This is a genomic window from Pacificoceanicola niger (assembly GCF_048553275.1).
Classification (GTDB): Bacteria; Pseudomonadota; Alphaproteobacteria; order Rhodobacterales; family Rhodobacteraceae; genus Pacificoceanicola.
In genome coordinates, this window is sequence record NZ_JBLZMW010000023.1 from 24,376 (window position 1) to 49,433 (window position 25,058).

The 25,058-nt window shown below is 62.5% G+C and carries 21 protein-coding genes; 9 read left to right on the top strand and 12 right to left on the bottom strand.

Features of this window, described 5'->3' with window-relative positions; genetic code table 11:
• Positions 1 to 25: 25 nt before the first annotated feature.
• From ACN2XU_RS21685 to ACN2XU_RS21705, 5 genes are all read right to left on the bottom strand, one after another.
• The gene (locus tag ACN2XU_RS21685) at positions 26 to 1,222 is read right to left on the bottom strand and encodes a glycosyltransferase family protein (RefSeq protein ID WP_419412443.1); all 1,197 of its coding nucleotides are present in this window, start codon (positions 1,220 to 1,222) and stop codon (positions 26 to 28) included.
• Positions 1,223 to 1,927 carry a CatB-related O-acetyltransferase gene (locus tag ACN2XU_RS21690; protein WP_419412444.1) on the bottom strand — a complete coding sequence of 235 codons (705 nt, stop codon included), beginning with the start codon at positions 1,925 to 1,927 and terminating at the stop codon, positions 1,223 to 1,225.
• Positions 1,924 to 2,646 (bottom strand): sulfotransferase family protein, encoded by a 723-nt coding sequence (locus ACN2XU_RS21695; protein WP_419412445.1) that lies wholly within the window; start codon positions 2,644 to 2,646, stop codon positions 1,924 to 1,926. Before ACN2XU_RS21695 ends, ACN2XU_RS21690 begins: the two co-directional genes overlap by 4 nt.
• A gap of 372 nt (positions 2,647 to 3,018) precedes the next feature.
• Complete coding sequence (locus ACN2XU_RS21700; RefSeq protein ID WP_419412446.1) at positions 3,019 to 4,824, bottom strand: matrixin family metalloprotease; 1,806 nt, start codon at positions 4,822 to 4,824, stop codon at positions 3,019 to 3,021.
• Between the two features lie 430 nt (positions 4,825 to 5,254).
• The gene (locus ACN2XU_RS21705) at positions 5,255 to 6,262 is read right to left on the bottom strand and encodes a replication initiator protein A (RefSeq protein WP_419412447.1); all 1,008 of its coding nucleotides are present in this window, start codon (positions 6,260 to 6,262) and stop codon (positions 5,255 to 5,257) included.
• A gap of 490 nt (positions 6,263 to 6,752) precedes the next feature.
• On the opposite strand from ACN2XU_RS21705, the gene ACN2XU_RS21710 reads away from it, so the two are divergent.
• Complete coding sequence (locus ACN2XU_RS21710; protein WP_419412448.1) at positions 6,753 to 8,156, top strand: AAA family ATPase; 1,404 nt, start codon at positions 6,753 to 6,755, stop codon at positions 8,154 to 8,156.
• Positions 8,157 to 8,300: 144 nt separating this feature from the next.
• The gene (locus tag ACN2XU_RS21715; protein ID WP_419412449.1) at positions 8,301 to 9,314 is read left to right on the top strand and encodes a ParB/RepB/Spo0J family partition protein; all 1,014 of its coding nucleotides are present in this window, start codon (positions 8,301 to 8,303) and stop codon (positions 9,312 to 9,314) included.
• Between the two features lie 65 nt (positions 9,315 to 9,379).
• Here ACN2XU_RS21715 and ACN2XU_RS21720 read toward each other — a convergent pair whose 3' ends face one another.
• On the bottom strand, positions 9,380 to 9,877 hold the full coding sequence (locus tag ACN2XU_RS21720; protein WP_419412450.1) for a ferritin-like domain-containing protein: 498 nt from the start codon (positions 9,875 to 9,877) through the stop codon (positions 9,380 to 9,382).
• A 466-nt stretch (positions 9,878 to 10,343) separates the two neighbouring features.
• On the opposite strand from ACN2XU_RS21720, the gene ACN2XU_RS21725 reads away from it, so the two are divergent.
• The gene (locus ACN2XU_RS21725) at positions 10,344 to 11,390 is read left to right on the top strand and encodes a hypothetical protein (protein ID WP_419412451.1); all 1,047 of its coding nucleotides are present in this window, start codon (positions 10,344 to 10,346) and stop codon (positions 11,388 to 11,390) included.
• 256 nt (positions 11,391 to 11,646) lie between these two features.
• On the opposite strand, the gene rfbA is transcribed toward ACN2XU_RS21725, so the two are convergent.
• The 4 genes from rfbA to rfbC are packed head-to-tail and all read right to left on the bottom strand — an operon-like array spanning position 11,647 to position 14,963.
• Positions 11,647 to 12,516, bottom strand: a complete 870-nt coding sequence (gene rfbA, locus ACN2XU_RS21730; protein ID WP_419412452.1) for a glucose-1-phosphate thymidylyltransferase RfbA — start codon at positions 12,514 to 12,516, stop codon at positions 11,647 to 11,649.
• The gene (rfbD, locus tag ACN2XU_RS21735) at positions 12,513 to 13,355 is read right to left on the bottom strand and encodes a dTDP-4-dehydrorhamnose reductase (RefSeq protein WP_419412453.1); all 843 of its coding nucleotides are present in this window, start codon (positions 13,353 to 13,355) and stop codon (positions 12,513 to 12,515) included. Before rfbD ends, rfbA begins: the two co-directional genes overlap by 4 nt.
• A complete protein-coding gene (gene rfbB, locus ACN2XU_RS21740) occupies positions 13,352 to 14,404 on the bottom strand; it encodes a dTDP-glucose 4,6-dehydratase (RefSeq protein ID WP_419412454.1) in 1,053 nt (350 codons plus the stop codon). Before rfbB ends, rfbD begins: the two co-directional genes overlap by 4 nt.
• 4 nt (positions 14,405 to 14,408) lie before the next feature.
• Entirely contained in the window at positions 14,409 to 14,963 is a 555-nt protein-coding gene (gene rfbC / locus ACN2XU_RS21745; protein WP_419412455.1) for a dTDP-4-dehydrorhamnose 3,5-epimerase, read from the bottom strand.
• 142 nt (positions 14,964 to 15,105) lie between these two features.
• Here rfbC and ACN2XU_RS21750 point away from each other — a divergent pair, with 142 nt between their 5' ends.
• Positions 15,106 to 16,095, top strand: a complete 990-nt coding sequence (locus ACN2XU_RS21750; RefSeq protein ID WP_419412456.1) for a glycosyltransferase — start codon at positions 15,106 to 15,108, stop codon at positions 16,093 to 16,095.
• A 63-nt stretch (positions 16,096 to 16,158) separates the two neighbouring features.
• Positions 16,159 to 17,382 (top strand): DegT/DnrJ/EryC1/StrS family aminotransferase, encoded by a 1,224-nt coding sequence (locus ACN2XU_RS21755; protein ID WP_419412457.1) that lies wholly within the window; start codon positions 16,159 to 16,161, stop codon positions 17,380 to 17,382.
• 65 nt (positions 17,383 to 17,447) lie between these two features.
• On the opposite strand, the gene ACN2XU_RS21760 is transcribed toward ACN2XU_RS21755, so the two are convergent.
• Together ACN2XU_RS21760 and ACN2XU_RS21765 are read right to left on the bottom strand one after the other, a co-directional pair.
• Entirely contained in the window at positions 17,448 to 19,001 is a 1,554-nt protein-coding gene (locus tag ACN2XU_RS21760) for an RNA-directed DNA polymerase (protein WP_419412458.1), read from the bottom strand.
• A gap of 253 nt (positions 19,002 to 19,254) precedes the next feature.
• Complete coding sequence (locus tag ACN2XU_RS21765) at positions 19,255 to 20,079, bottom strand: ABC transporter permease (protein WP_419412459.1); 825 nt, start codon at positions 20,077 to 20,079, stop codon at positions 19,255 to 19,257.
• Between the two features lie 218 nt (positions 20,080 to 20,297).
• On the opposite strand from ACN2XU_RS21765, the gene ACN2XU_RS21770 reads away from it, so the two are divergent.
• The 4 genes from ACN2XU_RS21770 to ACN2XU_RS21785 all read left to right on the top strand — a co-directional run bounded on the left by ACN2XU_RS21770 (position 20,298) and on the right by ACN2XU_RS21785 (position 24,909).
• The gene (locus ACN2XU_RS21770; RefSeq protein WP_419412460.1) at positions 20,298 to 21,428 is read left to right on the top strand and encodes a KpsE/RkpR family capsule polysaccharide export protein; all 1,131 of its coding nucleotides are present in this window, start codon (positions 20,298 to 20,300) and stop codon (positions 21,426 to 21,428) included.
• Positions 21,429 to 21,444: 16 nt separating this feature from the next.
• A complete protein-coding gene (locus ACN2XU_RS21775; protein ID WP_419412461.1) occupies positions 21,445 to 22,104 on the top strand; it encodes an ABC transporter ATP-binding protein in 660 nt (219 codons plus the stop codon).
• Positions 22,105 to 22,261: 157 nt separating this feature from the next.
• Positions 22,262 to 23,365: a hypothetical protein gene (locus ACN2XU_RS21780; RefSeq protein ID WP_419412462.1), complete on the top strand. Its 1,104-nt coding sequence runs from the start codon at positions 22,262 to 22,264 to the stop codon at positions 23,363 to 23,365.
• Between the two features lie 2 nt (positions 23,366 to 23,367).
• Positions 23,368 to 24,909, top strand: a complete 1,542-nt coding sequence (locus ACN2XU_RS21785; RefSeq protein ID WP_419412463.1) for a glycosyltransferase — start codon at positions 23,368 to 23,370, stop codon at positions 24,907 to 24,909.
• Positions 24,910 to 25,058: the final 149 nt, after the last annotated feature.

Consider the following 25,058-nt stretch of genomic DNA (forward strand, 5'->3'; position numbering starts at 1 on the left):
GTGCTTGCCCATGTGAGGATTCGATCTACTCCAAAGAGAAACCCACGAACACAGTATCTGTTCCCTGCGCGAACGCGGCGATTTCAATCAGCAGCCGCTTCACGCCCTCGTATTGGGACAAATCCGGGAAATCGCCAGTCTCGGCGGCAATTTCGAAACGCTCGGTGCCACAGTCGACGTGCCATTTTATCCGCACCCGGGTGCCCTCGTCGTGGTTGATCTTCAGCCCCTTATGGGTGCCATCCGCAAAGGCCGTCAGATCAAGGAAGATGCCGCGCCCGTTGAAGACCTCGACCCGCTGGCCAAACAGCGCCTCGGCGCGGGCCTTCTGATCGGCGAGCATGTCGGCATAGGCCTCTTCGACGACCGCCTTGTGCTCGGGGTTTTCGATGTCGATGGTCACCAGGTCCTGGTTGTCCTTCTTCTGCGGAAAGCCCGCCGCAAGCCGGTGGAAGTTGAACATGTTGTCCAGCGCCACGCGGTTCGACTGTTTCACCAGCTCGGTGAACTCCGCATCGGAGGAGAAATCCTGATTGATGTCGAGCCCGATGCGCTTGCCCACCCGCATCGACAGCAGGTTGTAGAAACGCGACCGGCGGTAGGGATTGTTCTGCGTCCGGAACATGCTCAGGTGATAGAAGATGCCCAGCGGTTTGCGTTCGATCAGGCTGCGATCGACGATCTTGCCCTTCTCGCTGTCGGGCAGCAGCAGCCAGAGCGAGGCGACGACGGTTTCCACATCCTGCCCGGCCATGTTGAGGAACACCGGCTTGAGCGGATAGGCCTGCGCCGCCTTGTGCCAGGTCACCACGTTGTCATGCAAAAACAGCGGCGCCTCAAGCGAGCCCATGACCTTGCCCGACTCCCAGAACGCCTGCAGCGTGGCATCCTCGACATTATAGATCTCGTCGCTGTCGATCAGCATGACCCGGTCGGTCTCGACGAACTCCAGCGAGGCCTGCCGCTTGTGCGTCTCGTTCTGCCAGACCCCGGTGTGATAGGTATAGGGCATGCCGAAATCGTCGAGGATCTTCAAAAGATCGTCCGAGGAGCGGTCCTCCTCCTCGCCGTTCATCTTGCAGAAGGGCGCGACCCACTCATAGGCGCCGTCGACAACAACGAGGCGGTCAACGAGCTTGCGGGCGCTGCTGAGAGTCTTGGCAAGAAGCGAGCTGTCATTGTGAATGATCAGGACGCCGGTCGTTTCCGTCTTTTGTGTCATCTAGAAGAAATCTCCTGAAATCCCCTCGAATACCTCGATATCCAAGGGCTGTGCGCCTCGTTCGATACGGGAACGAAGCTGTGTAATGCAATCGGCAATGTCGGGAAAGTTGAGCCCCTGCAGCTCGGAGGGATGCAGGGTCCACCACTTGATCTCCAGCAGCGCCGCGATGGTGTCCTCGTCAAAGCGCATCCGCAGCACGCGGGCCGGATTGCCGCCGACGATGGCATAGGGCGGCACGTCCTTCGTCACCACGCTGCCCGCCCCGACGATGCAGCCGTCCCCCAGCGTGATACCGTTCAGCAGCGTCACGTTGGACCCGATCCAGACGTCATTGCCGATCGTCACCATATTGTCGGTGGCGGGCGGACGCGGACAGGGGGTGAACTCATTGAAATAGTCGCTCTGCGCCCCGAGGAAGCTCTGCGGCTGATACTGGAACGGGCTTGTCGAGAGCCAGTCGACCGGATGGTTCGGCTGCAGCGCAACAAGCTGCCGGCCGATCGAACAATAGCGCCCGATGCGCAGGCCAAAGGCCTGGCCATCGTGCATGTAGGAAAACGCCCCGATCTCGAAGCGCCGGGCGACGTGGAACATCCCGATGCGCACCGGCCCTTCAAGCCTGATGCGAGACTTTGGCGCGGCCACCTTGGGAAAGAACGGCCAATGGATCTGCTTGTCGGAGAACGCGGTGCTCCAACTCATTCAGCGACCCTTTTTACCAACCTCTGGTACGCTGCAAAGTCCGCCATCGTGCAGATCTCCTTGACCTCGAGCGCCGTCAGCGCGCGCGGGCGCGAGCTTTCGAGCTGATCGGAGCGGGCCCGGATATGGCGGAAGACCGTGGCGATCTCCTCGGTCACTTCAAGATCGAGGTATGCGTAGATCCGCTCAAGCCCCTGCCCTTCCATGAACAGCCGCTCGTAATCCACCAGAAGCATGTCGCCGTCATACGCCTCCGCGCGCTTGAGGGAGGTGTTCCATTCGTCGATCGCCTCGGTGACGCCCGAGTTCCAGTTGTCGTTCTCATCGAGCTGGCGCACCTTGTAGGAGGCCGCCACGTCAAAGATGTTGCGGAAGATGAAGATGGTCTTCGCGCCGTCGAAGTTCTCCTGCACCCGGTCGAGGTAGTCATAGAGCTTCGGGATCTTGTCCCCGAAATAGGTCGCCTCGTCGTAGCCTTCCTGGGAGTCCTCGTAATAGCGGTTGAAGGCCTTGAGGTCGGAATAGAACGTGTCGCCCGGCTGGTTGTCGTAGAAGCGTTCCTTGTCGAACAGATCCGGGGTCAGAAAGTCGCGCGAGAAGAACCGGTTGCCGTATCTCTCCACACCGAGGCGGATATTCTGGTCACTGGACAGCAGCCGCCAGAGGGCCGTCGTGCCCGAGCGCGGGCAACCACAAACGAACAGGAAATTCTTCGTCATATCTGCACCTCAAGGAGGCCAAAGGCCGGTTTCCCAAAAGCGGCGATGTACATGGTGTGGAACTCCAGACTTTCTATGCCCCTCGGGCGACGGTAGGTGCGCCGGTCGGCAGACGCGTTCGGCCCCCGGCGTTTGGTTCGGGAGCCTTTCTAGCTGGTATACCCTAGGTAGTGAAGTGGTCGTTTCCCCTCGGGAGCCGGATGCCGCGCGGCGGCAATCCGCCCGCCCTGCCAGGCCCCTGCGGGGCGCGCCCGCCGCCCGCCGCCGCACAGATGAAACGGCCTTGCGCAGCGGGTCTGCGCAAGGCCGTCAGATCACGGAACGCACGGACAGGCCACGGGGCGCGACACTGCCGCCCCCCCTCTGCCGGGATCAGAAAAGTTCGAGTCCCGCTTCAAGACCCGTCGAAGAGGTCACCCCGGTCAGGGTGATCGCATTGCCGCCGCCGAAATCCAGCACCAGGTTGCCGCTGGCATCGTAGCTGCCGAATTCGGCGATCATCTCCGCCTCGCTCAGCGTGCCATGGGTGCCGGTCCACAGCGCGTCGTCGATGCGTATCACGTCCCCTTCGCCGAGGCTGAAGTCGGACAGCACGTCGGTGCCGAACCCGTCGGCAAAGACAAACACATCCGCCCCGTCGCCGCCGGAGATCGCATCGTCGCCCGCCCCGCCATAGATCGTGTCGTCGCCATCCAGGCCAAGCAGCCGGTCATTGCCGTCGCCGCCATAGAGCGCATCGTTGCCCGCCCCGCCAAAGAGCGTGTCATTGCCCGCCGCACCGCCGAGGGCATCCGCCCCGGCGCCGCCATAGAGCGCATCATCGCCGGTGCCGCCAAAGACACTGTCGTTGCCATTCACCCCGCCCAGGGTGTCATTGCCCGAGCCGCCAAAGAGCGAGTCATTGCCATCGGCCCCGAACAGGCTGTCATTGCCGTTCACACCACCAAGCATGTCGTTGCCGCTGCCGGCATAGATTGAATCGTTGCCATCGGCGCCGAACAGGCTGTCGTTGCCCGCCGCGCCGCCCATCAGATCGTTGCCCGCGCCGCCGTAAAGCGTATCGTTGCCCGCCCCCCCGAAGAGACGGTCGTCACCGGCCCCGCTCCAGATCTCGTCATTGCCGTCACCGCCGATGATGTCATCGGCGCCGCCGTTGCTGCGGATCACGTTGTCGGCGCTGTTGCCGGTGATCGTATCGTTGCCCTCGCCGGTGATCAGGTTTTCGATCACCGTGTCCCGCGCGATGATCAGGTTGCCGATGAGGCCGCCGACATTGGAGATCCCGGCGCCATTCATGTTGATCCGGCCCGCCGCGTCGGTATAGCTCAGATCCAGCAGATCAAGGCCATCGCGATCATAGATGGTGAAGGTCACCGGCCCGCCGTTGTAGACCGTGGTATTGCCGCCCCCGGGCAGGGAGTTGAAGAAGCTGCCCATGTAACCGCCAAGGGTGCTGTTCACGCCCCAGACCGTATTGCCCGCGCTCGGGCTGGTGGCGTCGGGGGCGCCGTAGAGCGACTGGATCGCGATGACGTCGACGATCATCGGTGTCAGCACATCGGCATAGGAGGCCTGGATCTGCGTGTTGTCGCGCTGATCGAAGTAGGACATCAACGACATCTGCCAGCTGTCATTGGCAAAGACGTTGTCCTGGCCATAGACCGCGTTGCCGTCGTAATCGCCCTGATGCCCCAGCCCGAGCGCATGGCCGATTTCGTGCATGTAGGTCGAGAAGGCGTAGGAATCGATCTCCGCCCCGTTGGTGATCCAGCTGGAATGCACGTTGACCGTGGCGCTGGTGATATAGCCGTTGGTGCTGCTCCAGTAGGAGAACGCCCCGTATTCATGATCGGTGAAGGTGATCTCGCCGCCGCCCTGCACCTCGACGAATTGCAGGTCGGCCACCGCCTCCCAGGCCTCCAGCGCCCAGCGGGCCAGCTGTTTGCCCGCCGCCGTCAGCCCCGTGAGGTCGACCGTGATGATATTGCTCGTGGCGGTGTTCCACGCCGCCCCGTCATAGCCCTGATCGTTCCAGTAGCCATCGGTCAGATAGGCCGCCAACTGATCGAGCGAGCCGGCATTGGTCGCGGCATTGGCGCCCCCCGTCCCGGCCGGGGCTGTCCCGGTGGCGGGGGCATGGCTTTGCGTGGAAGTCTGAGAGTGTGTTGTCGTCACCATTGCTCATCCGTCTCGTTCAGGTGTCATCTGGCTGGATCAGGTGCGGACCCCGCGGCCCCCTGGCCTCGTCTATGGGGCCCTTGTCTGATCATTTTTTGTGTCTTGAATAGGGCCATGATCCAGCAATTTTATTAGCTTTTCGTGCAGATCCGGACGGAGCCGGCAAAATTTTCCGCCCCCCGCAGAGGTGCGGAAACCGCCGCGCCCGCGCGCCCGCGATCGCCCGTTTGCCCTGAAAAGCCGCGTCCATGAGGTGAAATGCCCATCCGGGCCGGCCTGCTGCGCGCGCAGGTATCGAAAGACAGGCCGCCCTTGCCGCCTTGCTGCCTTGCCGCGCGCGCGGGGCTGCGGCAAAATGGCGCCGCCTCATCCGGCGGTATGCCATCCGATCCGATCTGCACCAGCGCCTGTGATCTCCTGCCCGAAGGGGTCAGTCCGCCGCGCGGCGCTGCTCGACCCATGCCAGAAATGCCCGATCCCCGGTCCGCTCCGCTTTGCCACGCGGTCCGGCCGCGCGCCATTCGGCTTCGAGCGCATAGACATCCGCCCCCGGCCAGAGCGCCCGCGCCGCGTCGAGCGTGTCCGGCGACAGCGCCTGTGCGCTGATCGTCTCGGGGATCGGTCCCCGGCGCGTGAAATGATAAAGATCGCCGTCGCTTTCAACCATCGCGTAATCCGGCAGGTGGTTCTCGGCAGCCATCCGCCGCATCGCCGCCCGGAATACGCGGATCGGCGCCGCGCTGCCCGCCTTCTTGTGCAGGGTCGCAAGGCCGATCTTCCACTCCGGCTGCCGCCCGCAATGCTTGCGCGCCAGCTCGTAGATGCGCCGCTCCAGCGGTTTGCGCAGGCGGAAGTAATCGCGGCTGAGGGTCAGCACGGATTTGCTCTGCACCGCGCGAAACAGCCAGTCGCTCAACGTCACCGAAACCGAGATCATCCGCCCGCCCCGGCTGCGGCGGCGGATCTCCCAGGCCTCGATCAGGCCGAATCCACTGGTGGTCTCGACGCCGCCGGTTTGCAGATTGGTGGTGATGCGCGTGCCCGCCAGCCGCTCGAAGGCTTCCTTGAGCCTTGTATAGGCATCGCCGGAGGTGTCGCGGTTGGTCGCCACCAGAAGATCATGCGCCCGCAGCGTCAGCGTGCGGCTGATCGCGCGCCCCGCGTTCAGCGCCGCCACCAGCTGGCTGATGCAATAGATCAGGATATCCTTGTCGTGGATCGTCGCCCGCCCCCGCACCGAGGGCGTGACCGAGACCTCCACCCCATTGTGCGCATAGCTCAGGATGCGCCGGTCCGGCCGCGTCGAGAGCGAGAAGATCGGATGCTCCATCGTGCCCAGATCATCCTTCGGGCTCGCCCCGAAGACATCACAGACGAAAAAATCGCCCGTCGGGTGACGGTCGGGCAAAAGCCCCCCTTCGCCGCCTGTCGCTGCCATCGTATCACTGCCTGTCCTGGGACGGGAGCCTCCGGCCCCTGCCCTGTTCTTCCGCTCGTATCGCCGTCTGATGCGGCTTTGCCTGACCCCCGATTCCTTTCGGGGTTTCAGTGACACTCACCCTAGAGTTATCCACAGGATGCGTCCAGCCACACATCGGGGGATCGGAGTCGCGCTTTCGGGGGATTGGAGTCATCTTATCGGGGGATCAGAGTCGCCCCCAGATCTCGGCGAACCCCAAAATCATGGGATTTCAAAAGCTTGTCAGATCCCTCTGATCGCTGTAACTCTTAAATAACATAAATTAACTGATCTTCCCGGGCTGCTGTGGCAAACCGGTCTCGAAAACCCGTCGATCTGCCTTGTGTGAACCCCCTGAATTGCTGAGAAAATATGCCCGTGTTCAGCTTTCTCTTCCATGTTTGCGGTTTTTGGCTACACTGAGGAAAACAGCGCACATCAAGAGGCGCGCTTTTCCTGAGGACACGAGATGCGAGCAGAGACCAAGGGCGATCTGCCCCCTTATTTCAACATCAATCCCGATGAGGCCCTGGGCGCCCTGGGACAGCCCGCGACAACCGCCGGGTTCCAGTCCATCGCGCGGGCCTGCGAAGCCGGACGCAGCGATCTGGCCGGACGCGGCCTTGAGGAAAGCGGCGCGCGGCAACTGCGCCGGTTTTCCACCTGGGAGATTTGCCGCTACCTGATCCCCGTCGCCCAGGGGCATTTCCGCCGCGTGCTGAAGCAGAACCCGGACCTGCCGCAGGGCATCTCCGAGACCGCCAGCGGCGCGAAGTGGTTCACCTTCGACGAGGTCCTCCGGCTCAAGGCGCATTTCGGCTCCGAGGGCTCCAAGTCCAAGGAATACCTGCCCTACCGCCCCAAGGGCCAGCCCGCGAAAATGGTCGCGGTCGCCAACTTCAAGGGCGGCGTGGGCAAGACCTCCACCGCCGCGCATCTGGCCATGTCCGCCGCGCTCGATGGCTACCGCGTGCTCGTCGTCGACCTCGACAGCCAGGGCTCCATGACCTCCATATTCGGCGGCAAGGTGGAGGACGAATGGCAAACCGTCTTCCCCCTCTTCGCCCGCCATTACGCCGCGCATCTGCGCGAGGCCAACCAGCGCCGCGCGGATCTTGGCGAAGCGCCGGTGCCCCTCGATGAAACCCTCTCCGAGGCCCTCACGGTCAGCGCCGCCGACCTCGTGCAGAAAACCCACTGGCCCAACATCGACCTGATCGGCGCGCAGCTGAACCTCTACTGGGCCGAATTCCAGGTCCCGGTGTGGCGGATGCAGGCGCGCGGCTGGAAGCTCTGGGAGGCCCTCACCGACAGCTTCGAGCGGGACGGCCTGCTCGACCAATACGACGTCATCTTCATCGACACGCCTCCCGCCCTTGGCTACCTGACGATCAACGGGCTGGCGGCGGCCGATATCCTGCTGGTCCCCCTCGGCGCGTCCTTCCTCGAATTCGACTCGACGGGGCGTTTCTTCGACATGCTGCACGCGACCTTCGGCTCCATCGAGGAGGCCGAAAACCTCGCCGCCCGTGCCTTGGGACGCACCGAACTCAATTTCGAATGGGACGCGGTCCGCGCCGTGATCACCCGCTACGACGGCGCGCAGCAGGCCGAACTCTCCGCCCTGATGCAAAGCTACCTCGGCTCCGTCCTCTCCCCGCACCGGCAGGACTTCACCGCCCTCATCGGTCAGGCCGGAGAGCAGGTGCGCGGCATCTACGAGGCCGATTACCGCGATTTCAACCGCGAGACCTACGTGCGCGGGCGCGAAACCTTCGATGCCACCTATGCTGCCTTCAAACAGCTTCTGGTCGGCAGCTGGCGGCGCGATGAGCTGGCCGATCAGGCCGCAGCGCAGTCGGGGGCCGCGTGATGCGCCTCCCCTGCGAACGCCGGGTTAACCTCGGCCTAACGCTTCAAACGGAGAACCTGCACCATGTGCTCAGAATGCCTCTCCCGCGATTGCGCCTCCCCTCGGACCGGCGCTTCCTGAAGCCCGGTTCAGAAAGGACAGCTCATGGCTCGTAAACGCCTCACCCCCGCCAATCCGATTTTCCTCGATCCCGGCGCAACAGAGCCTAACTCGGCCCAAAACCGCCCGCCCATCGCCAATGTCGCCGCCGACAGCTCCGCCACCGCCGCCATGCAGGCCATGGCCAGCGAACTGGAGGACGCCCGCAGCAGCGGCCGGATGATCCTGCGCCTCTCCCTCGATCAGATCGACATGGGCCACCTCGTGCGCGACCGCACCGCCATGAACGAGGAAGACATGGAGGCGCTCGTCACCTCCATCCAGAAACGCGGCCAGCAGACCCCGATCGAGGTCGCGCCGCTTGGCGAGGGCCGCTATGGCCTCATCTCCGGCTGGCGGCGCTGCAAGGCGCTGGCCCGCCTGCGCGAATGGGAGGTGGGCGACGGCATGGTTCTGGCGCTCGAACGCCGCCCCGAAAGCGCCGCCCACGCCTATCAGGCCATGGTCGAAGAGAACGAGATCCGCGCCGATCTGAGCTATTTCGAACGCGCCCGCATCGTGGCCGTTGCGGTCAATCAAGGCGTGTTCGAGACGAAAAAGGCCGCGCTGCAGGGTCTCTTCGGCACCGCCTCGCGGCCCAAACGCTCGAAGATCGGCAGCTTCATCACCGTGGTCGAGCACCTCGACGGGCATCTGAGCTTTCCCGAAGCCATCGGCGAACGCCTCGGCCTGCGCCTCGCCCGCCAGCTTGAAAGCCATGAGGCCAAGGCCCAGGACCTGCGCGGCGATCTGGCCTTGCAGTCTTTTGAAACGCCCGAGGAGGAAATCGCCCTCCTCACGGCTTGGGTGTCTCAGTGCGAAGCCGAAGAAGCGGCGCAAGAACAGTCTCTGATCAAGCCGAAAAAGCCCAAAGCCCCGGCCCCCGAAGTCACCCAACCCCGCCCCGACATGCGCCTGCGCTACCACCCCGGCGACAACCGGCTGGAGATCAGCGGCGCGGGTCTGACGGACGATCTGCGCGCCGCCCTCGCCGAGTGGCTGGCCGAGCAGCAGAGCTAGGCCAAGACAGACCAAGGGCCGCACGATCGCTCGCACGGCCCCAATTTCCAATTCCTGCAAAGATCTCAGGCGGCGTCTTTGTTGACCCCACCCTTCATGGCGATCTGGGTCATGCGACGGTCGCCGTCATAGGTCTGATCAAGGCACTTCTTCAACACGGCCGCGTCACCGTCGAGGCCAAGCCGGTTGGCAAAGGCTGCCAGCGTGCCATAGCCCGCCAGAGCATAGTGCACCATGCGCTGATACTGCGGAATGATGGCGGCATCGCGCACGTCGGGGTCGGTAATCTCGTCGGACAGCCCATGAGCGCGCGCCTCCTTCACGAGGCCGGCCATGCCCTTGCAATGCTCTTCGTCCGGTTTGATGCCATGATCGTTGCACAGCTTTTCAATCTCGGCGATGCCGTCGGCGATCCCGTTGCCACCGTCGATCAGCGCTTCGGACAGATCCTTGTCCTGAGCCGCCCGGCCCAGTTCGGTCACGACGGCCATGGATTGCGTGTTGGCGCTCCAGATGTCCTGCAGCTGGTCGAGATAGATGTCTTTGAGCGAATTCATAGCCATGTCGGTATCCTTCATTTCTGCTTTGTCTCTCAACGGATGGCAGCAGGGAAGGTTCCCCCGGATCGCCCCGCTCTGGCTGTCCCCCGCCCAAACGTTTCGCGCGCGAAACACTTTCTTAACGGTTGGGGGACAGGCGGAGCAGAGATCAAATCAGACCCTATTTGCGCCAAAAGCGTTCCGACACGACACGCCCGGCACCCCCGCTAAAAGAGCAGCGGCGCGGGTTTGACAGAGGAATTGCACGAGACTCTGGCCGAGTGGCTTGCGGCGCGGGATAGCTAAGAGCAGCCCGCCCTGAATGAGCGCCTTTCCCACCCTCGACCCGCTCATCTCAGCCGCGGAATCAAGGCCGTAGGCCGCCGCGCCTGAAGGAAGCTGTTGCACGGCTGTTCTAGAATTTAGAGACATCTATAAGTTGGTGAAGGTAGCTTCATACTTACACACCGCCGCATCCGGAAACCAAAAAATGACGCTAATTCGTGCAACAATCACTCCAGACAGTACGGTCTTGGTCTCCGATATTATGCTTACTAAGGATCAGCCTTCTCCAGACAGAAAATCGATGTGGCTCATCGCGGAGGGCCGAGTTGACGAAATAAATTACTCGACCAGTGGCCACATGCAGAAAACCATCCTGTTCAATCGACGGTGTCTTTTTCAATGGGCTGGTCAGATGATCGTAGCGCGTTCCATCTACAACTTCCTGAAGCTGCACATCAAAGCTCCGTTTGAAGAGGTGGAAAGACTACTGGCTCTTGAGTTTTCATCGAAAGATCTTGACGCAGTTGCCTTCAGTATCGTCAGAATAAACTCAGGGAAGATAGAGTTCTTTGGTCATCTTGGGGAGCATGTTTCACAAGGCAGTACAATGAATTGGATTGCTGGAAGTGGTGCTTACATTGCCGACCCTCGAAATCATCCCGCTGACAAAACGTCCGATGAGACAACCGAAGGCGAACGCCTGGTTGACGAGGAAACATCCGACTTACTCGTTCGCCTCTACCATGGCGAAGCCGGTGCGTATGTATATGACCCATTTCGGGCCGGTGGCTGGTACGAGGTTATTGTCATCAAAGACCAGTTATTCCATCGCGTGCCTTACGCTGTGTGCTACTACGATTTGGATCAACTGGAGAGAAGCGGTTCAAGGGATCCTACGCTGGCGGTCTTCTCAAGATACATGAATGACCGTCTTCTCATTCATCGCGTCTGGGGGCAGAACTCATCCTCCATTGTCAATGTCGTGAAGAGCTTCAAGGACCGTTTCGATGGCGCGGTAACAGAGCCCGGACGCTATTTCTTGGGAGGCTTAAATAGCTGGGAGTTGGTGATCCAGGTGGCGCTGCGATCAGGAGATCAAACTGTTGTCAGCCGGGTCACTCAAAACAAGGTTCCGGTCGATACTGTTGAGATATTGGATATTAACAATCCCAAGTTCTTGGCGAGCCGAGAGACTGAAGAGTTTCTTCAACAGCAGCTTGAGCGGCCTCCGTCGAGTCTCTCGGACACATAAGCTCCAGACATTGGCGCGGAGCGCAGCATTAGAAGAACTCGGTTCTTTGCCGCCTTCATCGATCCTCCCAAACGTTTCGCGCGCGAAACGTTTTCTTAACCTTTGGGGAGGGAGGCGGATCAGGCTCTAGCGCGTTTCCAGTTGCGATTGGATCACCAATGCTCTGCCGCGCTGCGCGCTCTCAGGCCATTGGTGATCCTCTTTGTCTCTCGGCAAGCTGGAAACGCTGGAGCAGACCCTATTCCGCCCCAAACCCTTACTTCAGCAGGCCCAGAAGGTACTGCCCGTAAGCGGTCTTTTTGAAGGTCTCCCCATGGCCGCGCAGGGTCTCGGCGTCGATGAAGCCCTGGGCATAGGCGATCTCTTCCGGGCAGCCGACCTGTTGCCCCTGCCGGGTGACCAGTGTCCGCACGAAGTTGCCCGCGTCCAGCAGGCTGGCGTGGGTGCCCGTGTCGAGCCAGGCATAGCCCCGGCCAAGCTGCTGCACGCTGAGCAGCCCGTCGTCGAGATAGCTCTCGAGAAGCGAGGTGATCTCCAGCTCGCCGCGCTCCGAGGGCTGCACTCTATGCGCCCGCTCCGGGGCGGTGCCGTCGAGGAAATAGAGACCCGTGACGGCATAGGAGGAGGGCGGCACCTTGGGCTTTTCGACGATCGCCTTCACCGTGCCGTCCTTGTCGAAATCGACAACGCCATAGCGCTCCGGGTCCGTCACGCGATAGCCGAAGACCGACCCGCCCGGCGCCTGATCGGCGGCCTCCAGCAGTTCCGGCAGGCCGTGCCCGAAGAAGATGTTGTCGCCAAGAACCATCGCCGAAGGGGCGCCATCCAGGAAGTCTTCGGCAAGGATATAGGCCTGCGCGAGACCGTCCGGGGAGGGCTGTTCGATATAGGAGAACGTGAGGCCCCATTGAGAGCCATCGCCGAGGGTCCGCTTGAATTGCTCCTGATCCTGCGGCGTGGTGATGATCGCGATCTCGCGGATGCCTGCGAGCATCAGGACGCTGAGCGGGTAGTAGATCATCGGCTTGTCATAGATCGGCATCAGCTGCTTGGAGACGCCGGTGGTGATGGGGTGAAGGCGGGTGCCGGAGCCGCCCGCGAGGACAATGCCTTTGCGCTGTGTCATGATCTCAATTCTGTCACTGTTTCGGCCAAAGCGGCCTTCCAATCGGGGGGTGAAATGCCGAAATCCGCCGTCAGAGACGAACAATCGAGGCGGGAATTCAGGGGGCGCGCAGCCGGGGTTGGGTAATCGCTGGAGGGAATGCCGGTGACGGTGACGTCTTTGCCTGCCAAAGCAAATGTTTCGCGCGCGAAACGCGCCCAGCTTGCCGGGGGGTGTCCGCCGTAGTGGTAAACCCCACCGCCCTGCCCGCTCATCATTTTTTCAGCAATTTCGAGGCAGGCCTCTGCGATTCCCGAGGCCGGGGTTGGCCCGCCGATCTGATCGTCGACCACGTTGAGCGCGTCGCGGCTCTCGGCAAGGCGCAGCATGGTTTTGACGAAGTTGCCGCCATGCGCCGAGAAGACCCAGGAGGTGCGCAGGATCACCGCCCGTGCGCCGCTGGCGCGGACGCCCTCCTCGCCCTTGAGTTTGCTGCGGCCATATGCGCCCAAGGGGGCCACCGGGTCGGAGGGTTTCCAGGGCGTCTCACCGCTGCCGTCAAAGACGTAATCGGTGGAGATATGTATGAGCGGGATGTCCAGCGCGGCGCAGGCTTCCGCCATGGCCGTGGGGGCATCGCCATTCACGACCGTTGCCAAAGCCTCTTCCTCCTCGGCCTTGTCCACCGCCGTGTAGGCGGCGGCGTTGATGACCGCCGAAGGCCGGTGCGCCTGGATCGCGGCGGCGCAGGCGGCGGGGTCGCTCAGGTCGGCCTGATCGCGGCCAAGAAAGACCGCACCCGGCGCTTTACGCGCAAGCTCTGTGGCGACCTGCCCGGTTTTGCCGAAAACGAGGATCATGCCTTCACCCCCAGCCGCTCGCCGACGCCGTGGCGGGCCTGCAGAGCCTTCCACCAGTCTTCATTGTCGAGATACCATTGCACCGTGCGGCGCAGCCCCTCTTCGACGGTGACCGACGGGCTCCAGCCAAGCTCGCGGCGGATGCGCGAGGGGTCGATCGCATAGCGGGCGTCATGGCCGGGGCGGTCGGTGACGAAGGTGATCTGCTCGGCATAGGGCTTGCCATCGGCGCGGGGGCTGAGTTCGTCGAGCAGCTCGCAGAGGGTCTGCACCAGCTCAAGATTGCTGCGCTCGTTCTCGCCGCCGATGTTGTAGCTGCGCCCGAGTTTGCCCCGGGCCACCACGGTCAGAAGCGCGTCGGCGTGATCCTCGACATAGAGCCAGTCGCGCACGTTGGAGCCATCGCCGTAGATCGGCAGCGGCTTGCCCGCCAGCGCGTTGAGGATGACCACCGGGATGAGCTTTTCCGGGAAATGGAACGGGCCGTAGTTGTTCGAGCAATTGGTCAGCACCACCGGCAGGCCATAGGTCTCGTGCCACGCGCGGACAAGATGATCTGAGGAGGCTTTGGAGGCGGAATAGGGACTGCGTGGATCGTAGGGCGTGTCTTCGGTGAACATGACGGACGGGTCGGCAGGCAGGGAGCCGAAGACCTCATCGGTGGAGATGTGATGGAAGCGGAAGCCCTCGGGCTTGCCCTGATCGGCCCAGTATTTCCGCGCGGCCTCCAGCATGTTGTAGGTGCCGGTGATGTTGGTCTCGATGAAATCGCCGGGGCCGTCGATGGAGCGGTCCACGTGGCTTTCGGCGGCAAGGTGCATGACGACATCGGGCTTGTGCGCCGCAAAGGCCGCATCGAGCGCCGCGCGGTCGCGGATGTCGGCCTGAACAAAGGCATAGCCGGGCTTGTCCGCGACGCTGGCCACGTTATCCAGACAGGCGGCATAGGTCAGCGCGTCGAGGTTCACCACCTCATGACCGCGCGCCATGGCCAGACGCACCACGGCAGAGCCAATAAAGCCGGCACCGCCGGTCACCAGAAGTTTCATGTCTTTATCCTTGGTACTCAAAAGGGCTGTTGAAATCGCTCAGGGGCACGGCCTTTTCGTCCTTTTCAGACAGCACCGGCGTGCCCTCCAGCGGCCAGTCGATGCCGCAGCTGTCCCAATGCACGGAGCCGTCCGCCGCCGGGTCGTAGCCGTGCGAGCATTTGTAGATGATCTCCGTCATCGGCTCCAGCGTGACAAAGCCGTGCAGGAAGCCTTCGGGGATCAGCAGCTGCCGTCCGTTTTCAAAGGACAGCTCGCCGCCGACCCATTGGCCGTAGGTCGGGCTGCCGCGGCGGATGTCGACGGCCACATCGAACAGGCGCCCGCGTCCGCAGCGAACCAGCTTGGCCTGGGCCGAGGGCGGGGCCTGAAAATGCAGCCCGCGCAGGGTGCCGGTCTTCTCGGACATGGAATGGTTGTCCTGCACGAAGGCGATGTCGAGACCGGCCTCGCGCATGCGCTCCGCGTTCCAGCTTTCGGAGAAGAAGCCGCGATTGTCGCCGAAGCGTTTCGGGGTCAGGAAGACCAGGCCATCAATCGCCGTGGTTTCGATATCCATGGGGTCCGCAATCCTTTTGCTGTCAATCAAGGGCCCGGGGCAGGCGGCGCCAAACTGAGGGGTCGGGGGCGATTTGACAAGGGCAGGTGTTTGTGACCATTGCCCGCAGAGAGCGAAGGGCGCAGCAAGGGGCAATCGGGCCATGAATTCGGGCAAAGAGCAGGGCGTGGGGCGGCTGGTTGCGGTGGTTGTGACCTATAACCGGCTTGAGCAACTCAAGGTGACGCTGCCGCGTTTGCTGGAAAGCTCCGGGGCGGATCTGCAGGCGGTGATCGTGGTCGATAATGCGTCGAGCGATGGCACCGGGGAATGGCTTGCGGGGCAGGGGGGGGCGGCCCGGCTCGATGTCCTTCGCCTTGAGACAAACCTTGGCGGGGCGGGCGGTTTCGAGACCGGGATGCGCGCCGCCGTGGCGCGTCATGATCCCGATTGGGTGGTTGTCATGGATGACGACGCCCGGCCCGAACCCGGCGCGCTGGCGCGGTTTCAGGGGCAGGATCGCAGCGGGGCACAGGCCTGGGCGGCGGCGGTCTATCATCCGGACGGGCGCATCTGCGACATGAACCGCCCGTCGATCAATCCGTTCTGGCACCGCGATGTGCTCTGGCGGACGCTTTCGGGCAAGGGTAGAGACGGATTTCACATTGGTGCGGCGGAGTATGCGGGCCAGACGCCGGTGGCCATTGATGGCACGTCCTTCGTCGGGTTCTTCATCTCGCGGGAGGGGATGGCGAAGGCGGGTTTCCCGGATGGCAAGCTGTTCATCTATGGCGATGACGTGCTCTATACGCTGGGTCTGACGCGGGCGGGGGGGCGCATCCTGTTCGACCCGAACCTGCGGTTCGAGCATGATTTTTCGACGATGACCGACGGGGATCAGCGCTTTCGCCCCCTGTGGAAGAGCTATTACCACTATCGCAATCTGCTGATGGTGTACCGCATGGCCTCGGGTGTTCTGTTTCCGCTGGTGTTTCTGGCGGCTTCGGCCAAATGGCTGCTCAAGGTGCGCCATCATTCCGGCGAGCGGCGGGCCTTTACCGGGCTGGTGCTTCGGGCGCTGCGGGACGGGCTGTTGCGGCGCACGGATGTCCCGCACCGGCAGGTGATGGACTGGGCAAAGGGCCGCAAGTGAGCGCGCGTTGAGGCCGGACGCCAAACGTGTAGACTGAGCCGACATTCACTGGAGCCGCCATTCATGCCTGATACGGGCCCCCTGCCGTCCACCGACAAGCCGCTGAGCCGCCTCGACGATCTGGCGCTTTTTGGCGCGCCGCCGCTGTTCGGGACGCCGCGCCATGTGAACCGCCCGCAGGCCCCGGAGCGCGCGGTGTTCGATGCGCTGATGGATGATGTCTGGCAGCGGCGCTGGTTCACCAATGACGGGCCTTTGGTGCAGGAGCTGGAGCGTCGGCTGAGCGATTGGCTGGACGTGCCGCACGCGGTTCTGACCTGCAACGCCACCATCGCGCTTGATCTGGTGATGCAGGGGCTTGGGATCGAAGGGGAGGTGCTGCTGCCGTCCTACACCTTCATCTCCACCGCCCATATGCTGACCCTGCGCGGGCTGACGCCGGTGTTCTGCGAGGTGGGGCCGGACATGCTGCTTGATCCGGAAGACTGCGCGGCGCGGATCACGCCCCGGACCGGCGCCGTGGTGGCCACGCATGTCTGGGGCAGCCCGTGTGATATCGACGGTTTGCAGGCGCTTTGTGACGAGGCGGGGATTCCGCTCATTTTCGATGCGGCCCATGCCTTTGGCGGGCGCTACAAGGAGCATCGGATCGGGCGGTTCGGCGCGGCGGAGATTTTCAGCCTGCATGCGACCAAGGCGTTTCATGCCTGCGAAGGCGGGCTGGTCACCACCTGCGATGGCGACCTTGCGGCGCGGCTGCGGCTGACACGGAATTTCGGCTTTTCCGGCTCGGACAGGGTCGAGTGTGCCGGGATCAATGCCAAGATGTCCGAACTGCACGCGGCGATGGGCCTGTGCAATCTCGATGTGTTCGAGCAGACCCGGGCGGCGGCGCGGGCCATCCATGCGGGCTATCGCGACGGGCTGGCGGGGGTGGCGGGGATCACGTTGAAATGCCCGGCCCCGGAAGAGGACAACAACCATCATTACGTGGTCTGCGAGATCGACGAGAGCGCGCTGGGGCTGAGCCGCGATGCGCTCTTGTCGGTGCTGAGCGCGGAAAACGTCTTTGCCCGGCGCTATTTCTTTCCCGGCGGCCACCGCAGCCCGCCGCATCTGGCGCGGACCGAGGCCAGCGGCCTGTCGCTGCCGAGAACCGATGCATTCTGTGGCCGGGTCTTGCTGCTGCCCGGCGGCAGCGCCGCGCAGCCCGACGAGGTGGCGCGGATCTGCACGCTGATCCGCTTTGCCGCGGCACAGGCGGAGGCGATCCGGGATCGGCTTTAGGGGGCAGGGTCTAAGCGGATCCGTTGCGTAGAAGGGCTTATGCGCCTTATTGGCGCTACGCCCACTTAGCCAAGCGGCTTCGTATCTTGAACAGATGCGCACCAGTCTGTGAACTCATTGCTTAGGGGAAACTGGAGGCGAGTTTTGATGCTGCGAAGCCAGTGAGCGTATTCATCTTTTGGTAAACAACTCGCGCCGAAAATGAAGCTCGGCTGCGCCCAAGATTGAATTTCGTGTACTCGGGTTTTCCGCGACCTAAAGAAATTCAGATCGTTTGCTCTCCAGCGAATGAGGTGAAGCTGACGAAGGTCCAAAGTACCGGTGAGCACATCCAGCTTTCGAATTTGGGCTGCGCTGAACGTTACATGCCTGCGAACGCCTAGCTCAAGAAACCAGGCTCGGGCACAGTCTAAAGGTTGCATTCTAGGGGACAGTAGGAGGTTAGTAACCTCGGCGCCCATATCCTCGAACCCGCCAATTCCAGAGGTCACGAACTCTTCAATCAGAAGGCAGATATCTTTCGCGAAAGGGACCAGTTCTGTGAGGTTAGAACGAATGTAGTGCGCGACATCCTGGTTCTTCACCAATCTCATAGCATGGAGAACAATGCGGATTTGACCCATATCCCAATAAGGTTCGTTAAGTAGCTCTTGGAGCTCCCCTCTTAAGTCTTTCAACATCAGGGCGTCCAAAGCGTCTTCGTCAAGCTCTTCTTGGCCGTAGGCAGCCCAGAAAAGCTTTTCTGTGGCGAACACTTCCTTTGCATCGTCATCACCTGCTTCGGGTGCACCCAAGGATTCGACAAAGTCATCCCAAGTAAGAATTTTGGTCTTCTGAATGTTTAGGCTGAGGCCTTCATTCTCCGATAATTGCTTCGCCAGATAACCCAGAGCCGCATAAGGGTCTTGGCCCTTTCTGATGAAAATGACCATGTCATCAACGTATCTTGTATGTTCGTAGCCTTCGGAAATTAAACCCATATCTGTATCGTTGAGGGCCGCTTCGGCTAGCAGTCGTGATGCGTTGCTGCCAACAGGTAGGCCGAAAGACTGGCGGCTTCGCCAGTCTGATATGAAGCCTTCAATTTTTTTGACAACCCGTCGTTCCCCAGACAGGCTTTCTAGGATGTTCTCAAGTCGATGCCGATAAATCCTCGAGTAGTAATCAGAAATATCTGTTCGGATGACATGGCTGTACTCGGTCGAAAAGATCTTTCCTTGGATAATATCGAGCCAATTTCGGTAGCTCCGATCAGGGTGGAAAAGGCTGGGGTCGAGGCCCGGTGTTTTACGGTATGAGAAAGCGCGATTGTTTTCTTTAGGATCGCGTCCTGCTTCGACGGCATCAAAGATGCTGAGCACGAGCGATGTGTATACAACCGTGTCAAGTGGAAACGGTTGATGAGCCGTCCGAAAGCCGAATTTCGATTTTGGTACAAGCGTCTCAACTAAGCTCATCGGATGATACTGAGAAAGATCAAGCCCACCAAGTTGATCCACAATTTTGTCTCGACGATCTGCTAGGAACTTAATTTCAAACGGAAACGGGAAGATGTCTGTGTCGCCGTAACTGGTGACATGATCAATGGCGCAGGCGTAATAGTCTTTGTCGAGTTTCATTAGCTCATCCGCAGGAGATTACTGTTAGGCGATAGTTCCGACTATGCTTCCGAGCTGACAGAGTATCAACCTATGGCCGATGCATATTAAGCCCGCTCAATCTTCAGTAACTCGACGTTTTCAGGGGAGGGGCGGCGCACAACTCATAGAACACGCACCCGTGGTCAAACCTCCGCAAAAACGGATCACAGACCCGGTGCATAAATCGGGTGCCTGTCCTGGCCCCGCTTGAAGGGGTCGTCCGGGTGGCGCTTTAGCCGCCGTTGCTCAGCAGGTCGCGGTGATGGCGGCCGAGCAGCAGCACGCCGAAGAACAGGGTGATGATCCCGAAGAACGCGGGCACGGCGAGAGAGACGTAATCGGCGCGGTAGGTGGGATAAAAGCCGACCCGCATTTCGCCGATGACATGCACCAGCGGGTTCCACCACAGGATATCCTGAATCAGCGGGGGCAGGTCATCGAAGAGGAAGATGACGCCCGAGGCGATGACCAGGGGCCGGTTCAACACCGCCCAGATCTGGCTCCAGACCGGAAACAGGCCGAAGAGCACGCAGTTCAACGTGCCGACCCCGGCCCCGAGGAGAATGGCCAGGGCCATCGCATTGAGCACGGGCGGCAGATCCAGAAGCACCTTGCTGTCGGTTGCGATCAGGATCACCGAGAGCACGATCAGCGTGACCAGCACGCCGGTCAGCGCATTGAGGATGATCCGCGCCATGATCGCATCGACCCATGTCACCGCCGGATACTGCAACAGCGGGCGCGAGAAGTTCAGCGCGTTGCTCGTCATGAACGAAACGCTCTGGTAGAGTTGAAACGGCATGAAGCCGGTGGCGTAGAACAGGATGAAGTTGTTGCCGAGCGGCGGATTGCGGATCAGCAGCGAAAACGCCATGGCCATGACCACGATCGCGCCGATCGGCTCAAGGATCGCCCAGAGGTAGCCACCGGGCGAGTTGCCGTATCGCGTGGCCATTTCGCGCAGGATCAGAGCCGAAATCGCACGGAAACTGCCGAAGGACCGTCTGGCCCGGGCCCGGGGTCTTTGCGGCGCGAGCAGGGGGGGAGGCGTGGACATGGTGTGGTTCCGATATTGGCATTCAGCTCTGCACTATGTAAAAGTCGGCGGGAAATCAAAACAGCTTATTGTTGAACCTCATGAATGATGCATCACAGGGTGGAGGGCCAAACGCGCCCAAGCCCGTGGTTGCCGCGCCCAAGCCGGCTCCGGCCGGTCAGGCTCCCAATCCCGCAAAGCCGAAAGGAGCCTGGACACCGCCGGGCCCCGTGCGCCCCATGGCGCCGCCGGCGCGCATGAAGCGGCGGCACTGGGGGCTGGCCCTGTCCTTTGGGCTGGTCGTGGTGATCCCGCTGCTTCTGGTGCTTCTCTACATGTGGCTCGTGGCCGAGGATCAATATGCCTCGACGGCCGGGTTTACCGTGCGGCAGGAAGAGGATAGCGGCGCCTCGGCGGTGCTTGGCGGGCTGGCGCAGCTGGCGGGATCGAGCACCTCTTCGGACAGCGACATCCTTTATGAATTCATCCTCAGCCAGGCCCTGGTGCAGAGCATCGACGACAAGGTCGGCCTGCGCGCGCATTACAGCAGCTACTGGAGTTCGGACCCGGTCTTTGCGCTCAGCCCCGATGCCACGCTTGAGGAGCTGGAGGAATACTGGCAGCGGATCGTGCGGATTTCCTATGACCAGGGGTCCGGCCTGATGGATGTGCGGGTTCTTGCCTATGATCCGGACACGGCGCAGCAGATCGCCCGGGAGATCATCCTCGAAGGGCAGCAGATGATCAACGCGCTGAACGATCAGGCGCGTGAGGATGCCATGCGCTATGCCGAGGTCGAGCTTGACGAGGCGGTGGCGCGTCTGAAACAGGCGCGCGAGGCGCTGACCAGCTTCCGCACCCGCACCACCATCGTCGATCCCGGCGCCGACCTGCAGGGGCGCATGGGGGTGATGAACGGGCTGCAGCAGCAGCTTGCCTCGGCGTTGATCGAGTTTGATCTGCTCCGCGAGCAGACCAACGAGGACGACCCCCGCATCACCCAGATCCGCCGCCGCATCGAGGCGATCCGCAACCGCATCGCCGAAGAGCGCCGCGCCTTTACCTCCGATACCACCTCCAACGGCGTCGATGGCGAGGATTATCCGACACTGATTGCCGAATACGAAGGGCTGGTGGTGGACCGCGAGTTTGCCGAGGAAAGCTATCGCGCCTCCCTGGCGGCGGTGGATGTGGCGCGCGCCAAGGCCTCGCGCCAGAGCCGCTATCTTGCCACCTATGTGCAGCCGACCCGCGCCCAGAGCAGTGAATATCCTCAGCGGCTGACCATTTCGGCCCTGTCCGGTGTGTTCCTGCTTCTGGTCTGGTCGATCTGTGCGCTGGTCTACTATTCGATCCGGGACCGCCGGTAAGCAGAGGGGCGCGCCGATGATCCGCTTCGACAACCTGAGCAAGAGCTACTGGGTCCGCGGCGAGCGCAAGGTGGTGATCGACCACCTCAACATCACCCTGCCCACCGGCAAATCGCTGGGGCTGCTGGGGCGCAATGGCGCGGGCAAGTCGACGCTCATGTCGATCATCGCCGGCACCCTGCGCCCCGATACCGGGGAGGTGATCTCCGATGGCACGATTTCATGGCCGGTGGGGTTTTCCGGCTCCTTCCATGGTCAGCTGACGGGGGCGGAGAACGTGCGCTTCATCGCGCGGATCTATGGTGTGGATTCCGATGAGCTGGTGGATTTCGTGGCCGATTTCGCCGAGCTGGGGAAGCATTTCCACATGCCGGTGCGCAGCTATTCGTCGGGCATGCGCTCGCGGCTGACCTTCGGGGCGTCCATGGGGATCCGCTTCGACACCTACCTGGTGGATGAGGCGACGGCGGTGGGCGATGCCGCCTTTCGCGCCAAGAGCCAGAAGTATTTCGCCGACCGGGTGAAGAACGCCAGCGCCATCCTCGTCTCGCATGACATGGGGCAGATGCGCGAGTTCTGCGACGCCGGGATTTTGCTGACCGAAGGCAAGCTGTATTACTTCGAGGACATCGAAGAGGCGGTCGAGGCGCATCTGACGGTGATCCGGGATCGCTGAGCGGCGGGGGATTTCGCAGGCGAAACGCCGGAAAATGCGGCGGGAGCGCGGCTTTTCGCCTCCCCAGGAAGCGCGCTTGAAACGCGGCGCGGGCTCCGCCATAAGGCGTGAACCCGGGTCGGCCCGCGCCCGGATGTGATCATGAGACCCGGAGCCGATGCGCCAGCGTAAAACCCTTTTCATCCATGTGGGGCACTACAAGACGGGGACCACTGCGCTTCAGGTCTTTCTGGCTCACAACGCCAGGAAAATGCGCCGCCACGGGGTCGATTACGCCGAGCTGCACCAGCACAATTACAAGCATTCGATGTTCGCCTTCGCGCTGTATCGCGCCGCCGGGGTCCGGACGCTGATGCATGGCTACAATCACCCGATCGACCCCGAAACGCTCTGGGCGCGGCTGTTCGATACGGTCGAGGCGAGCCCGGCGGAGCGGGTGCTGATCAGCTCCGAGGAGTTCATGCGTCTTGGCGCCTATCCGGCGGCGGCCGGGCGGCTCAAGGCGATTGTGGACGAAGCCCGGGGCCGGATCGACATCCGCATCATTGCCTATCTGCGCAGCCCGGATGCGCATCTGCGTTCGTGGTACAACCAGATGGTCAAGATGAGCGCGGCCACCAGCGATTATAACCGCGCGGTGTGCCAGGTGATGGAGCCGGTGCATTACGATTACGCCCTGGCGCTCAGGCCCTGGGCCGAGATCTTTGGCCCCGAGGCGGTGACCGTGCGGCATTACCGCGAGGGCTTTCGCCGCGATGGCGGGCTGTTCCGCGATTTCCTGCCGCTGATCGGTTTCGATTACGACAAGCCGCCGGGGCGGCGGGCCTGGTTCAAGCCCGAGGAGGACGTCAACCCGCGCAAGGACGACCGCCTGCTCGAACTGTCGCGGGCGCTGCACCTTGCGGATGTGCCGAAAAACCTGCGCCCCTGGATCGAGAAGCGCGCCGGGGACATGCTGGAGAAACAGGACGCGGAGATCGCCGACGGGGCGCGCAGCTTTGCGGCGGTGATCAACGAGGTGAAGACGGGGCTTGCCGGGCTGCAGGCGCTGCCGGGCTGCGACGTCGACATCGAGGCCTTCTACAACGACCTGCCGCGCCCCGAAGAGCCGTGGCGCGGTGAGCTGGGCTTTGTCCTGGCCACGCTCCTGCGCGAGCAGAACATGCAGCGCGAGAGCCTGCACAAACGCATGGTCGAACTCAGGGACCGTGTCGACGCGCTGGAGGCACGGCTGGGCGGGCCGGACGGGCAGGGCGGCTGATCGTGCGCATTCTCTATTACAACTGGGTGGATTACCTGGATGAAGAGCGCCGGGGCGGCGGGGTCTCGGTCTATCAGCGCAACCTGATGCGGGCGCTGGCGGGCGAGCCGGGGGTCGAGGCCAGTTTCCTGTGCTCTGGGGTCTCCTATGATTTTCCGCGCGGCGGGCCGCCCCGCTGGGAGCCGCTCCGCCATGGTCCAAACGAGGATCGCGCGCGCCGCTTCGAGATCATCAACTCGGCGGCTCTGGCGCCGGCGCATCATGGCTATGGCAGCGCCGCGCAGGTCAGCGACACACCCACCGAAGAGGTCTTTGCCGATTTCATCGCCAGGACCGGCCCCTATGACGTGATCCATTTCAACACGCTCGAAGGGCTGCCGGCGAAGGTGCTGGAACGCTGCGGGGCGTGGCCGAAGATGCGGGTGATCCTGTCCTTGCACAACTACTATCCGTTTTGCCCGCAGGTGAACCTCTGGCATCAGGAGCGCGAGATCTGCGGGGATTTCGATGCGGGGCGCAAATGCGTGCATTGCCTTCCGCATGTCCATGACCCGCGTCACATGCGCCTGTCCGGAGGGCTGGGCTACCGGCTGCGGCTGGCCGGGCTGACACCGGGCACCTGGGCCTTTGACCAGGCCTATCGCTGGACCATGCGGATCGGCGGGCGCGGGGCGCGGTTGCTGCGCAAGCTCAAGGGGCAGGGCGGAGTCCGCCGCCTGCGCCGGGGGGGCAAGCCGGGGCAGCTGCGTCCCATGGCCCCGCCGGATGGCGCCCCCTTCGCGGCCCGGCGCGCCGAGATCGTGAGGCTGATCAACGACACCTGTGATGCCGTGCTCGGGGTCTCCGACGCCGTTTGCCGTCTGGCGCAGGGTTTCGGCGTAACAGAGACGCTTTTGCACAGCAGCTACATCGGCACGCGCGAAGCCGCCGCCTGGCATGACACCGCGCCGCGGATCTTTCCCATGGCCTCGGACGGGACTTTGCGGCTGGCCTATCTCGGCTATATGCGGCGGGACAAGGGGTTCTATTTCCTGCTGAACGCGCTTGAGACCATGCCGCCTGAGCTGGCCTCGCGGCTGCGTCTGGAAGTGGCGGCAAAGCGCAGCGACCGGGCGACCATGGACCGGCTGTCGCAGCTGTCGGGGCGCCTCGCCGGGCTGACCCATGCGGATGGCTACAGCCACGACGATCTCGACAGGCTGCTGGCCGAGGTCGACGTGGGGCTGATCCCGGTGCTCTGGCATGACAACCTGCCGCAGGTGGCCATCGAGATGCACGCGCGGCATATCCCGCTGCTCTGCGCCGACATCGGCGGGGCCCGCGAATTGGGGAACTGCCCGCAGATGACCTTTGCCGCCGGGGATGTGGCGGCGTTTCACGATCGCATCCGGGCGCTGTTGCAGGGCGAGATCGACATGGAGGCCTACTGGCGCGGCGCCAGTGCCCCGGTGGAGATGCAGGCGCATCTGGCCGATCTCATGGCGCATTACCGCGCTGGGGCGGAGGCGTCCGGCGCCCCTGTCATCGCGGGCGAAACCCGTTAGGATAATGATGTTCACAGGAGAGCACACCGCATGATCAAGCCCGCCGGAGAAGGGGTCGAAAACAGACTGAAGGGGACATTGTTCATCGTCACCTACGGTCGGTCCGGATCGACGCTGCTGCAGAGCCTTTTGCAAACCATTCCCGGCGC